12 protein-coding genes are annotated in these 14,064 nt (G+C 72.5%); 10 read left to right on the top strand and 2 right to left on the bottom strand.

The genetic code is table 11. The features are described from left to right. The first annotated feature begins 51 nt into the window (after positions 1 to 51). A complete protein-coding gene (locus OG335_RS01990) occupies positions 52 to 1,170 on the top strand; it encodes an LUD domain-containing protein (RefSeq protein ID WP_405009203.1) in 1,119 nt (372 codons plus the stop codon). A gap of 432 nt (positions 1,171 to 1,602) precedes the next feature. On the opposite strand, the gene OG335_RS01985 is transcribed toward OG335_RS01990, so the two are convergent. Both OG335_RS01985 and OG335_RS01980 read right to left on the bottom strand, forming a co-directional pair. Continuing rightward, positions 1,603 to 2,694, bottom strand: coding sequence for an endonuclease/exonuclease/phosphatase family protein (locus tag OG335_RS01985; protein WP_405009202.1), 1,092 nt, complete (start codon positions 2,692 to 2,694; stop codon positions 1,603 to 1,605). An 11-nt stretch (positions 2,695 to 2,705) separates the two neighbouring features. Continuing rightward, on the bottom strand, positions 2,706 to 4,244 hold the full coding sequence (locus tag OG335_RS01980) for a PLP-dependent aminotransferase family protein (RefSeq protein WP_405009201.1): 1,539 nt from the start codon (positions 4,242 to 4,244) through the stop codon (positions 2,706 to 2,708). A gap of 57 nt (positions 4,245 to 4,301) precedes the next feature. On the opposite strand from OG335_RS01980, the gene OG335_RS01975 reads away from it, so the two are divergent. Genes OG335_RS01975 through OG335_RS01935 form a run of 9 tightly spaced genes read left to right on the top strand, consistent with a single transcriptional unit; the run spans position 4,302 to position 13,928 of the window. After that, positions 4,302 to 5,354, top strand: a complete 1,053-nt coding sequence (locus OG335_RS01975) for a glycosyltransferase family 2 protein (protein WP_405009200.1) — start codon at positions 4,302 to 4,304, stop codon at positions 5,352 to 5,354. Then, positions 5,351 to 6,286: a lysylphosphatidylglycerol synthase domain-containing protein gene (locus OG335_RS01970; RefSeq protein WP_405009199.1), complete on the top strand. Its 936-nt coding sequence runs from the start codon at positions 5,351 to 5,353 to the stop codon at positions 6,284 to 6,286. Before OG335_RS01975 ends, OG335_RS01970 begins: the two co-directional genes overlap by 4 nt. Continuing rightward, positions 6,276 to 7,679, top strand: a complete 1,404-nt coding sequence (locus OG335_RS01965; protein ID WP_405009198.1) for an aspartate aminotransferase family protein — start codon at positions 6,276 to 6,278, stop codon at positions 7,677 to 7,679. Before OG335_RS01970 ends, OG335_RS01965 begins: the two co-directional genes overlap by 11 nt. Continuing rightward, complete coding sequence (locus OG335_RS01960; RefSeq protein WP_405009197.1) at positions 7,676 to 8,731, top strand: NAD-dependent epimerase/dehydratase family protein; 1,056 nt, start codon at positions 7,676 to 7,678, stop codon at positions 8,729 to 8,731. Before OG335_RS01965 ends, OG335_RS01960 begins: the two co-directional genes overlap by 4 nt. Before the next feature lie 32 nt (positions 8,732 to 8,763). Beyond that, positions 8,764 to 9,795: a UbiA prenyltransferase family protein gene (locus OG335_RS01955; protein ID WP_405009196.1), complete on the top strand. Its 1,032-nt coding sequence runs from the start codon at positions 8,764 to 8,766 to the stop codon at positions 9,793 to 9,795. After that, positions 9,792 to 10,835, top strand: coding sequence for a glycosyltransferase family 2 protein (locus OG335_RS01950; RefSeq protein WP_405009195.1), 1,044 nt, complete (start codon positions 9,792 to 9,794; stop codon positions 10,833 to 10,835). The genes OG335_RS01955 and OG335_RS01950 overlap by 4 nt, the downstream gene beginning before the upstream one ends. Then, positions 10,835 to 11,875, top strand: a complete 1,041-nt coding sequence (locus tag OG335_RS01945; RefSeq protein WP_405009194.1) for a glycosyltransferase family 2 protein — start codon at positions 10,835 to 10,837, stop codon at positions 11,873 to 11,875. The genes OG335_RS01950 and OG335_RS01945 overlap by 1 nt, the downstream gene beginning before the upstream one ends. Then, entirely contained in the window at positions 11,872 to 12,954 is a 1,083-nt protein-coding gene (locus OG335_RS01940; protein ID WP_405009193.1) for an endonuclease/exonuclease/phosphatase family protein, read from the top strand. The genes OG335_RS01945 and OG335_RS01940 overlap by 4 nt, the downstream gene beginning before the upstream one ends. After that, entirely contained in the window at positions 12,951 to 13,928 is a 978-nt protein-coding gene (locus OG335_RS01935) for an aldo/keto reductase (protein WP_405009192.1), read from the top strand. The genes OG335_RS01940 and OG335_RS01935 overlap by 4 nt, the downstream gene beginning before the upstream one ends. The last annotated feature ends 136 nt before the right edge of the window (positions 13,929 to 14,064 follow it).

Genomic DNA, 14,064 nt, shown 5'->3' with positions numbered 1-14,064 from the left:
GGCTGCGCTGTCGTACCGGTGAGGACGACGACACGAGGAGAGGGAACTCCGATGAACGACTTCAGGGCCGTCGCGGACCGCGTGGAGATCGAGGCACTGCGGGGCGAGTTCACCGACGCGGCGATGATGCGCGACCGGCTCCGGCTGGCGTCGCTGTTCACCCCGGACGGCGTCCTGCGGATGCCCGACGTCCCCGCCGAGTTCGTCGGCCGCGAGGAGATCCGTGCCGGGGGCGAGCGGCTGCAGAGCCGGTGGGACTTCTTCGTGCAGACCACACACCCGGGCACGATCCTGCTCGACGGCGACACCGCGACCGGCCGCGCCTACATGCACGAACTCGCGCGCACCCTCGACGGCCGCCAGGGCCTGAACCACGCCGTCTACCACGACCGCTACCGGCGCACCGCGGAGGGCTGGAGGTTCGCCGAGCGGGTGTACGAGATCAGGTACCTCGACACCTCCCCGCTGGCAGGCGCGGCGCCCCACTCCGCGCGGGGCTCCGGGACCGACGTGTCGGCCGCCCTGGCCGCCCAGGCTCCCGCCGCCGCCCCGGCTCCCGCCGCGTCCTTCGCCGACCCCGCACCGGCCGATCGACTGGAGCGGGTGGCCGCCGCGCTGCGGGCCAACGGCTTCGCCGCCGAGATCCTCGACGACGCCGCAGCCGCGCGCGCCCGCATCAGGGACCTGATCCCCGAGGGCGCCGGCGTGCTCACCGGAGCCAGCGAGACCCTCCGCCTGTCCGGCATCGACGAGGACGTCAACACCGGCGGCCGGTACGACGCCGTCCGGCCGCGCGTCCTGGCCCTCGACCGTGCCACCGGCGCCGACGAGATCCGACGGCTGCTCGCCGGCCCCGACTACGTCGTCAACAGCGTCGCCGCGGTCACCGAGACCGGCTCGCTCGTCCTCGCCTCGGGCAGCGGCAGCCAGCTCCCCGCCAACGCCGGCGGCGCCGCCCACGCGGTCTGGATCGTGGGCGCCCAGAAGGTGGTGCCCGACCTGGCCACGGCACTGCGCCGCGTCGAGGAACACGCCCTCCCGCTGGAGAACGCCCGCGCCCGGGCCGTCTACGGGATGCCCAGCGCCGTCAACCGCCTGCTCGTCCTCAACGCGGAGCCCTACCCGGGACGCGGCACCGTGCTGCTCCTCCGCGAGGCCATCGGATACTGAACAGGTGTCCAGGCCCAGGCCCAGGTCCGGGTCCAGGCCCAGGTCCGGGTCCAGGCCCAGGTCCGGGTCCCGGGTTTCGCGGGGCGGTCCGACGCCGCAGGGTGCGTTCAACGCAATGGGGGAGCGCTCCCATCACGCTACCCGGCGCGTCACGGCGCGGCTCTGCAACACCCTTCGATGGGAGGGGAGTTGTTCATGCGGGGAGTGAACTCACAGCTGGAGCAGCGCGATAGCGGGGGAGAGGGACGTGAAGTTCAGCCTCTTCCGGGTGCTCGGCGGTTCGGGCCGCCCGCTGACGTCGTAACTCCCCATCTCCCCCGCGGTGCACCGGAGATGGGTGTTTCCGGGCAGCGCTGGGAGCGCTCCCAAAAGGCCGGGGCCGTCCGGTCGGCGGGCGGACCCTCCGGCCGCCGGCCTGACGGCCCGCGGCTTTCAGGTCCCGAGGTCGATGGTCGTCACCTGGGCCTTGTGGGTGGAGAGTCCGGACGGGTCGTGCAGCTCGTATCCGCTGACGTGGACGTCCGCCGAGGTGTAGGTCGCATCCAGCCGCCACAGCCAGGCCCCCCGCAGGGCGAACGACACCGGGTACACCGAGGTGCCGGCCGCCACGGCGTCGCGCAGCGGTGCGAGGTGGCGCAGTTCGCCCATGTTGGGCAGGGTGTTGAGGGTGCCGGAGACGACCACGGGGTCGGGGTTGTCCCGGATGTCGGCGCCGAGCACCCGCCACTGGGCCGAGCGGTAGGCGGCCAGTTGGTGGATCGAGGTGTAGAAGTGGCGGGTCAGCGGCGACTGCCCGAGGTCGAAGGGGTCCGCGATGTGCACGTTGTAGACGCTGACCTTCTGTCCTGCGACGAGCAGGTCGGTACGCAGCACGCGCGCGTCCCAGTAGTCGGCCCACGGTGACAGCGGCGTCATCGGGCTCGCCGTCAGGACCTCTTCACCGACGATCGGCAGGCGGCTCAGGGTGAGCAGTTCACCGCGGCTCGCCAGGGTGTACCCGGGGAACTCGGTGCGCAGCCGTGCGGTGTCGTCGACCGGGTCCGGCCCGTCGTCGCCCTGGACCATGTATTCCTGGAGCAGGTAGACGTCCGCGTCCAGCGATTTCAGGTAGGCGAAGAAGCGGTCGGGGTCCTCGTCCTGGTGCCAGAACAGCGTGTCCCAGGAGGCGATGCGCACGGATCCGGTCGGCGGTGTCGACGGGTCGTTCGTCAGCGCGGCGAGGTTGAGTCCCGAGCCCTGCGCACCCAGGGCGAGCGCGGCGACCGCGCAGGCCAGCGCGGTGCGGGCGCCCCAGCCGACGGGCGGCCGGCGCGCCGCGTACACGGCGCACCAGGCCACCAGGATCAGGAGGGGCGCCAGGACGTACACCGGCGGTGGCAGCAGGTCGGGCAGCACCCACCACCAGGCCCGGCCGCTGAGCAGCAGGTGCGCGAGGGTGAAGGCCAGCCAGCCGGCGGCGCAGGCCGCCCAGACGACCGGCGCTGCGCGCTGCCGGCGCCCTCCGGCGGGTGCGTCTCCTGTCATAGCGAACGAACCTATGTGCGGGGCCGCTCGGTCGGCAGACCAATTCGGTGCCGGATCGGCAGACCAATTCGCACCACCGCGGCGATCCGCTCGACCGCACCCTCCACGGCCGCGTCGGGCAGGTTGCCGTAGCCGATGACCAGGCCGGGTGCTTGCGGGTCGGGCCGGATGCGGTAGGTGTCCAGGTCGGAGATCCGGACCCCGTCGCGGTTGAGGCTGCGCACGACCGCCGCCGACTTGATGCGCGCCGGCAGGTGGGCGACCAGGTGCAGGCCGGCGTCGGCCCCGCCGATCCGGGCTTCGGGCAGGGCTGCGGCGAGGTGTTCGACGAGTTCGGTGCGGCGGGCCCGGTAGCGGTTGCGGCTGGTGAGCAGGTGCCGGTCGTACGCGCCCGTCTCCAGGAAGCGGGCCAGCGTCGCCTGGATCAGCCCGGACGGCGGGGGGAAGCAGGCGGCGGTGAGCTGCGGGGCCCACGCGCGCGGGCAGAGGAGCCAGCCGATCCCGATGGCGGGGGCGAGGGTGGTGCTGGTCGAGCCGAGCAGCAGGACCCGGTCGGGATCGAGGCTCTGCAGCGTACGGGCGGGGCGTCCGCCGTAGCGGAAGGGCGCGTAGGAGTCGTCCTCCAGCACGAGGGCGTCCGCCGCGTGCGCCCAGGACAGCAGCGCGGCCCGGCGGGCGGACGACATGGCGGCCCCGGAGGGGAGTTGGTGGGCCGGGGTGACGAGGACGGCGCGCAGCCCCGGATGCCGGGCGAGGTGGTCCACCCGGAGTCCCTCGTCGTCGACGGGGATGCCGACCACCTCCAGCCCCTGCGTGGCCGCGACCTTCCGCAGTTGCGGCCGGCCGGGGTCCTCGACCGCCAGGGCGGTGATGCCGGCGTTGCGCAGGGCCCAGCAGGCGCGGGCCACACCGCCGGTCACGCCGTTGGTGATCACCACGTCGGCCGCCCCGGCGTGGGCGCCGCGGCTCCGGCGCAGGTAGTCGGCGATCAGTTCGCGCAGGGTGGGGTTGCCCCCGACCTGGGGGTACGCGAGGTCGGTGAGCGCACCGGTCACCATGGTGCTGCGAAGGGCTTCGAGCCAGCGCCGGTTCGGGAAGGCGCGCAGGTCGGGCCGGCCCGGGGCCAGGTCGTAGCGGACCGGGGCGGGCGCCGGGGTGCTGGATTCGGTGGCCTGCGGAGTGGGGGCGCAGACCCGGGTCGCGGACCCCTGCCGCGCCTCCAGGTGTCCCTCGACGGCCAGTTGGTTGTAGGCCTCGGTGACCGCCCAGCGCGAGCAGCGCAACTCGACGGCGAGGTTGCGGCTGGGAGGCAGGACGGCTCCGGGGGCGAGCCGTCCGGCGCGGATCGCGGCGCGCAGTGCTGCCGTGAGCCGTTCCCGGAGGCTGCCGTGCGGCTGGGCGTCGAGGTCGAGAAAGACGTCCCACGCCAGATTGGATCGTTCGTTTGGCCGGGGATTGGACCGGGGGGCCTGCGAACGCGGTGGATATAAAAGATCCGGTGCCACGGGGGTCACCGTGAACGTACGAGTCTGCTGTGGAAGCGCTCCCATGGGGAGTGAGGATAGCGACCCGGACAAGCCTCACCCCCGCCATGGAGGGGAGGAACCATGCCGCCGACGGTCTCGGTGGTCGTACCGTGCTTCAACGCCGCTCGCACGCTGCCCGCCTGCCTTGCGGCCATTGCCGCACAGACGGTCGCCCCCGGCGAGGTCGTCGTCGTCGACGACGCAAGTACGGACACCAGTACGGCCGTTGCCGCGGCAGCCGGGGTTCGGGTGGTCGGTCAGCCCCGCAACCGGGGTGTCTCGGCGGCCCGCAACCGCGGGGCGGCGGAGACCACGGGAGCGGTGCTGTTCTACGTGGACGCCGACGTGGCGCTGGCGCCGGACGCGCTCGCGGAGGCCCTCGCGGTCCTCGACGCCGAGCCGGAGGTCGGCTGCGTCCACGGCATCTACGAGACCACGCCGCTGATCGACGACGGGCCGCTGGAGCACTACAAGATCCTCAGCAACCACTACTGGCGCCGGCGCAGCGTGGGGCGGGTCGGCACGGCCCTGTTCGCCCTGGGGGCGATCCGCCGCGAGGTCCTGGAGCGCGCGGGTGGCTTCGACGAGGCCCTGCGTGACGGTGAGGACATCGAGTTGAGCATCCGGCTGCGGCCGCTGTGCGCGATCCGGCTGACCGACGCGGTCGCCGGCCGCCACGACGACGCGGACCGGTGGCGCGCGGTGCTGGGGGAGCAGTTCCGGCGCAGCCGGCTGCTGGTGCCGATGGCGCGGGCCGAGCGCCGCCCGGGCCGGGCGGAGCCGCCCGAGGCCGAGGCGCCGACGCTGACCGGCCAGCGGCCGGTCGCGGTGGCGGCGACCGCCGCGGCCCTGGGCGCGCTGGCCCTCATGCCCCTCGCGGCGCTGGTCACCGGCGGGTGGCCGGTGTTCGGTGCGGTGGCCGCGGCCGCGCTCGTCTGCGCCCTGCTGGCCGATCCCGGGCTGCTGGCCTTCGTCCGCCGTGAGCGCGGCTGGCCGTACCTGGGGTTCTTCCTCCTCGCCCAGACGGCCGTGCTGGTCGTCCTGGTCGTCGGCGCGGTGACGGGTGCGCTGCCGGTCGGGCGGGGGCGCCGCCCGGGCACGCCCCCGCGGCCGAACGCCGCGGTGCCGCGATGAGCAAGCGCGCACTGCGACGCTGCCTCGCCGTCGGCTACGGGGTCTGTGCTGCGGCCGGCATCGCCTTCGCGTTGCACGGGGCGCAGTGGAGCGGGGCCCGCGAGCTGCTGACCCCGCACGCGATGCCCTGGCTGATCGCCGCCCTGCTGGTCAACGTGGCCGGCATCGGCCTGGGCATGGTGGCCTGGCGCGAGCTGCTCACCGGGCTGGCCGGGCCGGTGCCCGCCCGGCCGGCGAGCCGGCTGTACTTCGTCAGCTTCCTCGGCAAGTACATCCCCGGCCGGGTGTGGACCCTGCTCGCCCAGATGCGCCTGGCCGACAGCGTGGGCGTGCGACCGGCCGCGATGACCGCCACCTTCGGCCTGAGCCTCGCCGTGGTGACCGTGACCGGTCTCGTCGTCGCCACGCTGATCGCGCCGAGTCTGGGCGTGGGCGCCGGCTGGCTGGCCCTGCCGGCCTGCGTGCTCGTGGCGGGGCTGGCCTGGCCGCGCTGGATCGCCGCGCCGATGGTCTGGGCGTCCCGGCTGGTCCGGCGGCCGCTGACCATCCCCACGGACGTCGACCGGCGGCTGCGTACGGCGGTGACCGTGCAACTCGTCTGCTGGGCGGTGTCGGGGCTCCACCTGTGGCTGCTGGCGGTGGTGCTGGGCGCCGACCCGCTGCGCGCCCTGCCGGCCGCGGTCGGCGGTTTCGCCCTCGCGATGGTGGTCGGCTCCTACGCGGTGTTCGTCCCCGACGGCGCCGGGGTGCGCGAGGTGCTGCTCGCCCTGGTCCTCGCACCCGTGCTGCCCGCCACCGCCATCGGCGTCGCCGTGCTCGCCAGTCGCCTGATCTGTCTGGTCACCGAGGTCGCGACCGCCCTGGTCGTCTGCTTCGGCGACATCGTCCGCACCAGAATCGAGGTATCGCATGTCGACATTGATGTCCATTGAGGATGCGGAGGCACTGGACGTCGGCGAGGTCCACCGCCTGTACCGGCGCTACGTCAACAAGAGCCAGGTCGGCCTGATGACCTCCTTCGGCTTCGGCCGGGAGCTCGTCGAACGGGCCGAGGGCGCCCACATCTACCAGCGCGACGGCCGCCGCATCCTGGACTTCACCGGAGGCGTCGGGGTACTCAGCCACGGGCACAACCACCCGCGCATCCTCGCCGCACGGCAGCGCTTCGCCGAGCAGCAGCGCATGGAGGTGCACAAGACGTACTTCTCGCCCTACCTGGCGGCGCTCAGCCACAACCTGGCGACGGTCCTGCCCGGCGACCTCAACATGTCGTTCCTGCCGAACTCCGGCGCCGAGGCCGTCGAGGGCGCGGTCAAGCTGGCCTTCAAGTACCACGGCGGCACGCGGAAGACGGTGCTGCGGGCCGACATCAGCTTCCACGGCAAGCTCCTCGGCTCCGGCGGGCTCACCGCGGGCTCGCAGAACCACTTCGAGTTCCCGACCATCCCCGGCATCGACACCTTCGTCTACGACGACCTCGACAGCGTCGCCGCACTCATCGAGCGGCACAAGGGCGACGTGTACGCCCTGCTCATCGAGCCGTTCAGCGCCTCGACCCTGCGCTGGTGCTCGGAGGAATTCCTGCGCGGGGTGCGCGAGTTGTGCACCCGCCACGACATCGTGCTGATCTTCGACGAGATCTACACGGGCTGGGGCAAGACCGGATCCCTGTTCTACTTCATGCGCTACGACGGACTCGTCCCCGACGTGCTGACGACCTCCAAGTCGTTCGGCGGCGGCAAGAGTTCGGTGTCCGCGTACGTGGCCAGGGACCCGATCTTCCGCAAGGCGTACGACAACATGCACGACGCGCTGCTGCAGTCCACGTCCACGACGTACTACGGCTTCGGCGAGGAGTGCGCCACCGCCATCGAGGCCATCAACGTCGCCGTCGAGGACGACTTCCCGGCCCGGGCCCGGGCGATCGAGGCACAGCTTGAACCAGGGCTGCGCCGCATCGCCGCCCAGTACCCGCACGCGATCAGCGAGGTCGCCGGCGCCGGCGCGCTGTGGGGCATCTTCATCGACGGCGGCCCCAAGGTGCTCGACCTGATCGCCCGGATGGCCCCGGGCGGCCTCGCCAAGGACCCCCGCTTCCGGGCGAAGCTGGTCACCTCCGCCGTGGTCAACGCCCTCTACCGGGACCACGACGTCTACGCGTACTACACCCTCAACGGCCTCAACCCGCTGGTCTTCGGACCGCCGCTGGTGGCCTCCTCCGACGACGTGGATCACGCGCTGGCCGCGCTCGACGCCGTCCTCGCCCAGGGCCTGACCAAGCTGGTCACCCGCCTGCTGGCGGAGAAGGTGAGCACGCTGTGGTGAACGGCGCGTCCCCCCGCACCATCGCCGTCACCGGCGCCGCCGGCATGCTGGGCAGCCACCTCACGGCCCGGCTGCTGGCCGACGGCCACCACGTGCACGGCCTCGACATCCGGGAGTACGGCTCCGACCCGCACGAGCGCCTGGAGTGGAGCGTCGCCGACGTCAGGGACGACGCCGCCATCGGCGCCGCGCTGGCCAGGACCAAGCCCGACGTCGTGATCCACACCGCGGCGGCGCTGCCCAGCTACCCGCGGGAGCAGATCCGCTCGATCATCGTGGACGGCGCCCGGGGGGTGTTCGGGGCGGCGGCCGCCCTCGGCACCGAGCGGATCGTGCACGTGAGCTCGACCGCCGTCTACGGACTGCCGTCGGTCGTGCCGACCACGGAGGAGTACCCGCGCGAGCCCACCGACGACTACAGCCGCGCCAAGGCGGACGCCGAGGTCGTCGCCGAGGAGTTCCGGGCCAAGGGGCACTGCGTCAGCATCCTGAGGCCCAAGACCTTCCTCGGGCCGGGCCGCATGGGCCTGTTCGCCATGCTCTTCGAATGGGCCGAGGAGGGCCGCAACTTCCCCGTGCTGGGCAGCGGCAACGTCCTCACGCAGATGCTCGCCGTCGAGGACCTCGTGGACGGCGTCCTCGCGGCCGTCCACGCCGAACCCGAAGCCGCCAACGACACCTACAACCTCGCCGCCACCCGGTTCGGCACCGTCCGCGAGCAGTTCCAGGCGATCCTGGACGCCGCCGGACACGGCCGCCGTGTCGTCTCCGTCCCCGCCGCACCGGCCGTCGCCCTGCTGGGCGCACTCCAGCGCGCCGGACTCTCCCCCGTCTACGGACGCCTTCTCCACAAACTGCGCGGCGACTCCTACGTCAGCGTCGAACGCGCCGCCACCGGGCTCGGCTTCAGCCCCCGCTACTCCACCCGGGATGCGCTGCTGCGGTCCTACGAGTGGTGGCGCGGCACGGACACGAAGTCGGCCACCAGCGGCAACACCAGCCAGCAACCGTGGCGGCAGGGCGTGCTCGCCGCCGCGAAGGTCTTCTTCTGAGCGCGTTCGACCTTTCCCCGAGGAGGTTCGTCGTGATACCCAACCCACTGGTCAGCGAATCCACCAGCCCCCCCGCACCGTCACCCCTGCCCGTGCCGCCACCAGCCCGGTCCGAACTGCCCCCGCCCCCGTCCGGACCCGACACCTCGTCCCGCCGCCCCCACCCCCGCGACGTCATCGCGCTGCTGCGCCCCGGCCAGTGGGCCAAGAACGTCTACAGCATGGCGCTGGTCGGCGCCACGGCGAGCGTGTGGACGGTGCACGCGGCCTGGCAACTGCTCTGGATCACCGTCGTGTTCGTGATCGCGTCGGGGGCGGTGTACATCGGCAACGACGTCGCGGACCGCGACAACGACCGCAGGCACCCGGTCAAGCGCAACCGTCCGCTCGCCTCCGGGCGGGTCGGCATGCCCACCGCGATCGCCCTGCTCGCCGTCTGCCTCGGCGTCCTCACGGCCCTCCTCGCGACAAGCCCGCCCACCCGCTGGTGGCCGGTCGTGGCCTACCTCGGGCTCAACATCGGGTACAGCGCCGGCCTCAAGCACGTACCGCTCGTCGACGCGTTCATCGTCGCCATCGGCTTCCAGTTACGCCTGGTCGCCGGCTACCTCGCCGTCGGCGAGGACCCCTCGCAGTGGCTGCTGACCGCCGTCCTCGCCGTCTGCCTCGTCCTGGTCCTCGGCAAGCGCCGCCACGAACTGATCACCGACGGCCGGGAGAGCCGGCCCGCCCTGCGCGGCTACACCGCACAACTCATCGACCAGATGCTCGTCATCTGCATGGTCGTCACGATCCTCTCCACACTGCTGTACCTCTGGCGCGACGCCCCGCTGGGCCAGTTCTCCACCCACGCGGTCCTCATCTCCGCGCCCTTCACCCTGTTCGGCCTCTTCCGCTACCTGCAGGTCCTCGTCGTCGAGCGCGGCGGGGCCGACCCGGTACGGATCCTGCTGCGCGACCGGACGCTGCTGATCTGCATGGCCGCCTTCGCCCTCGCCTTCCTGACGGCGCTCTACGCCGCGCACCACTCCCTGCCCGCCTCGACCGCCACGAGTCTGACATGACGACGAAAATTGACCCGATCACGCCACCCCTCGTGTCAGTGATCATCCCCAACTACAACTACGCCCGGACGCTGCGCCTGTGCCTCGAGTCGGTACGCGCGCAGAGCTACCCGAACATCGAGCTGATCGTGGTCGACGACCGCAGCACCGACGACTCGGTGCGGATCGCCCACGAGTACGGGGCCGACGTCACCGTCACCCCGACCAACATCGGCGCGCCCGCGGCCCGCAACCTCGGCGCCCAGGGGGCCCGCGGGGAGGTGCTGTTCTTCCTCGACTCGGACGTCGCGCTCGCACCGGACGCGGTGGCCAACGCGGTCGAACTGCTCTCCGGCGACCCGGCCGTCGGCGGGGTCTGCGGCACCTACGACGCCGAACCCCTCATCCGCGACAGCCTCGTCGAGGAGGTGCGCAGCCTCCAGCTCTACGCCTGGATCCACGGCGGACAGGGCGACATCTCGACCGTGTACACCGCCCTCTTCGCGGTGCGCAACGACGTCTGGGCCGAGGTCGGGCCGTTCGACCCCGCCCTGCGCCACAGCGAGAACGCCGACTACGGGCACCGGCTGTCCAGCCGCTACCGGATCGTGCTCAGCGAGACGGTGCACGGCCGCCACGACCACGACGACACGCTGCGCGTGCTGCTCACCAAGATGTTCCACCGGGCCCGCATGCACATCCCGCTCTACCTGCGGCGGCCCGACTTCTCCGGTGGCCCGACCAACGGCCTGCGCGGCTGGGCCACCCTGGCCGCCCTCGCCGCCGTGCTCACCGCACCGGCCGCGGCCCTGGCCGGCCCCTGGGCCCTCGCCCTCCCGGTGGTCCTCCTCGTCGTCTCGATCGTCTTCGACGCCGGGATGTACAGGCTGGTGGTGCAGCACAAGGGCTTCTGGTTCGCCCTGTACTTCACCGCCGTGTGGTTCCTGGTGAACGTCACGGTCGCCCTCGCCGTCTTCGCCGGCCTGGGGCAGTGGGCACTGTCGGCGCACTTCCGGCAGACGTACGACGCCCCGCTCGCCGCAACCCCGAGGAGCGCGTGATGAGCGACCCGCTGAACCCGGCCGCCGCGGACGGGCCGCTCGTCTCGGTCATCGTGCCGAACTACAACTACGCGACCTCGCTCGGGCTGTGCCTGCGCGCGATCCTCGACCAGACGTACGACCGGATCGAGCTGATCATGGTCGACGACGGCAGCACCGACAACTCCGTGGAGATCGCCCGCTCGCTCGGCGTCACCGTGCTCCACACCCCCCGCAACCTCGGGGTCGCGGGTGCCCGCAACCTCGGCATCGCCCGGTCCAACGGCGAGGTCTGCTTCTTCGTCGACTCCGACGTCGCCCTCGCCCCCGACGCGGTCGCGCACGCCGTGCGCCTCCTCCAGGACGACCCCGAACTCGGCGGCGTGTGCGGCATCCACGACCCCGAACCGCTGATCCGCGACGGCCTCGTCAAGGAGTACCGCGGCCTCCAGTACCACTACTGGTCGGCCAGCTCGGCCGGGTTCATCTCCTTCCTCTTCCCGGCCTCCTGCGCGATCCGCCGCACCGTCCTCGACGAGATCGGACCGTTCAACGAGCAGTTGCGCCACACCGAGGAGGTCGACTACGGCAACCGGCTGACCCAGCGTCACCGGCTGCTGCTCACACCGCTGATCCGCTCGCGGCACGACCACGACGCCGTACTCGTGCCGCTGCTGCGCAAGCTCTTCCGGCGCGCGCACGCCCGCGTGCCGCTGTACGTCGGCCGCCGGAAGTTCGCGCGGGGCTTCGAAACCTCGTCGCGGGCGGGCGGCAGCCTGGCCGCGCTGGCCTCGCTGGCACTCCTGCCCGTGGCCCTCCTCAGCGGATACGCGCTGATCGCCGTCGTGCTGGCGCTGGGTGTGTCGCTGGGCACCGATGCGGGGATGTACCGCTTCGTGGCACAGCGACGCGGATGGATCTTCGCGGCCTACTTCACGGCCGTGCACTGGGTGGTCAACGTGACCATTGCGGCGGGAGCGCTCGCCGGCGCCGCACACTGGCTGGGCTCCCCGCGGTTCCGCCGCCTCTACGACGCGCCCGTGCCGGAGGCCGTCGGATGAGAAGGCGTGCGGTGCGGGTCGGCGCGGTCCTCTCCTTCGTCTGGCTCGCCTGCGTCGTCCTGCACACCGTCCTGTCCGGTCGCTGGTGGCCGATGCTGCTGCCCGACCTGGCCCCGCCGCTGCTGCTGGTGGCGGTACCGGTGCTGCTCGGCGTCCCGGCGGTCCTCGGCGTGGTGGGGGCGCGCCGCGATCCGCGGCGGTGGGCTCCCGTCGCCGCGGGCGTGGCGTCCCTCGCCCTGGGCGCAGGACAGTCCGGACTGAACGTCGACGCCTTCGGCCGGGGGTCGGCACCCGTGCCGGCCGGGGCGCTGCACGTCGTCGCCTGGAACACCCAGTACTGGGACCAGGACGAGGACCCCGGCGCGTTCTACGCCTACCTGCACGCGTTCGACGCCGACGTCTACCTGCTCCAGGAATACCTGAACTGGAACGACGACACACCGGTACGCCTCGACGACACCGCCCGGCTGCACGCCGAGTTCCCCGGCTACTCGATCGCGACGGACGGGGAACTGCTGACGCTCTCCCGGCTGCCGATCACGGCCAGCAGGGCCCTGGACAACACCCGCTGGTACGCGTCGACACCGGCCGGTTCGGACTTCCCCGAGTTCTGGCGCGCCAAGACGCTCCGGACGGACATCCGGGCCGGTGACCAGGTCGTCTCCCTGTACAACGCGCACATCCCCGTGCAACTGGACACCTCGTCCGGCGTGTTCACCCCGGCGTTCCTCGGGAAGGTACGGACCCAGGCCGAACGGCGCTCCGCCGCCTGGGCCGCACTCACGGACGACCTGGCCGGCAACCCGGCGCCGCGGCTGGTCGCCGGGGACTTCAACACCACCCCCGCGATGGGTGAACTGTCCCGTCTCGACGGGATCCTGCTGCGCGGCCAGCCCACCGGCGGCGGGCTGTACCCGACCTCCTGGGACGCCCGCGGTCTGGGGCTGTGGCGGCTCGACTACACGTACCACGACCCGGCGGTACACCTCGCCCGATACCGCTTCCGGGACAGTCGGGGTCTCTCCGACCACGACGCCCAGGAGCTCTGGATCAGCACCACGAAGGGAAGTACGGCATGACACGCACACTCGGCCGCAGCGGCATCGAGGTCAGCGCGGTGGGGGTGGGCTGCTGGGCGGTGGGCGGGCCGTTGCACGCCGGCACCGAGCAGTTCGGCTGGGGGCCGACCGACGACGACGAGTCCGTCGCCGCGCTCCGCCGGGCCCACGAACTCGGCGCCACGTTCTTCGACACCGCGAGCAACTACGGTGCGGGCCACAGCGAGGTCGTCCTCGGCCGGGCACTCGCAGGCCACCGCGACGATGTCGTGATCGCCACGAAGTGGGGTTACACGTTCGACGAGGCCACCCGTGAGGCCGGAGCCGAGGACGCCAGCCCCGAGTACCTGCGGTCCTGCCTCGACGGCAGCCTGCGCCGGCTGGGCACCGACTACGTCGACCTCTACCAGTTCCACCTGGGCGGCGCGCCCGTACCGGTCGCGCTCGACCTCGTCCCCGTGCTCGACGAACTCGTCACGGCGGGCAAGATCCGGGCGTACGGCTGGAGCACCGACGACGCCGCGAGCGCCGAGGCGTTCGCCAAGGCCGGGGTGGGCTGCACCGCGATCCAGCACGACCACTCCGCGCTCCACGACGCCGCCGAGGTCGTCGCGGTGTGCGAGGCCCTCGACCAGGCGAGCATCGCCCGCGGTCCGCTCGCCATGGGACTGCTCTCCGGCAAGTACCACGACGGACGGTCCGTCGGCGCGCAGGACGTGCGCGGCCAGGGCTACGAGTGGCTGACCTACTTCAGCGGCGGTGCCGGCAGCAAGGAACAGCTGGCCCGGATCGACACGGTGCGCGACGTCCTCACCTCCGGCGGCCGCACCCTGGCCCAGGGAGCGCTCTCCTGGCTGCTGGCGCGCAGCCCTGCCACGATCCCGATCCCGGGCTGCCGCACGGTCGCCCAGGTGGAGGAGAACCTCGGCACCCTCGCGTTCGGGCCGCTGAGCGAGCAGGAGTTCCAGCAGGTGGAGGCGATCCTGCGCGGCTGACCTCCCGCGCCGCACCCGGCCCGGCTGCTTCCCGGCTGCTTCCGGCTGTTTCCCGGCAACGACCCGACACCGCACCGCTCCCGTGCGAGACGGCCGGCGGCCGCAGGGCGTCGGGGACGGCCGATCGGGGCCCGGT

It is taken from the genome of Kitasatospora sp. NBC_01539, from assembly GCF_045040525.1.
GTDB lineage: Bacteria > Actinomycetota > Actinomycetes > Streptomycetales > Streptomycetaceae > Kitasatospora.
This window is presented reverse-complemented; position numbering and strand designations above follow the sequence as displayed.